Below are 656 nucleotides of genomic sequence, written 5' to 3'. Positions count from 1 at the left end.
GTATGTCAGGTATATTTTGGATTTTTCTGATCATTATTCCTTTGCTTTTATTAAAAGCACTGTTGAAAAATCCTAAAATAAAGGGAAGTATGGGGGAAATAGCAGTTCGTTCTGTAATTGGAAAAAATTTAGATGAGAAAACTTATTCTGAGTTTCACGATTTAATTATTCCATCTCGAGATGGTACGACACAAATTGATCATATTTATGTCTCAATTTTTGGGATATTTGTGATAGAAACTAAAAATTACACAGGTTGGATTTTTGGTAGTGAAAAGCAATCTAAATGGACGCAAATCATCTATAAACAGAAACATTATTTCCAAAACCCGTTGCGTCAGAATTCTGCTCATATCAAAGCATTGTCAGAACTATTGCAATTTCCTGAGGAGAAGTTTCATTCAATGGTAGTTTTCTTAGGTGATTGTGAGTTGAAATCGAAAATGCCACCAAATGTTTGCCGTATTAGGCAGGCGGCGGCTTATATTAAGAATTTTCAGACGGCCTTATTGCTTCCTCATGAAGTAGAGGCAATAGTTGCTGTATTGTCTTCAAGTGACTACCAAGCAAATAGTGAAAAGCTGCGAACACATACGGAGCGTTTGCAACAACGACATCAGCGGTAACTATTAGAAAAGGCATCCTCTGAGTTTATT

1 protein-coding gene is annotated in these 656 nt (G+C 35.5%); it reads left to right on the top strand.

Annotated features, from left to right (window positions below; genetic code table 11):
- Nucleotides 1-2: 2 nt before the first annotated feature.
- On the top strand, nt 3-626 hold the full coding sequence (locus ACTHUT_RS21465) for a nuclease-related domain-containing protein (protein ID WP_440419831.1): 624 nt from the start codon (nt 3-5) through the stop codon (nt 624-626).
- Nucleotides 627-656: the final 30 nt, after the last annotated feature.

This window comes from Neisseria sp. P0022.S010, from assembly GCF_051956635.1.
Note: the sequence above shows the minus strand (reverse complement) of the source record. Positions and strands in the feature narration are given on the sequence as shown.

Excerpts from the sequence above, each read along its gene's own strand:
- ACTHUT_RS21465 (WP_440419831.1), top strand. The coding sequence starts at position 3 with ATGTCAGGTATATTTTGGATTTTTCTGATCATTATTCCTTTGCTTTTA.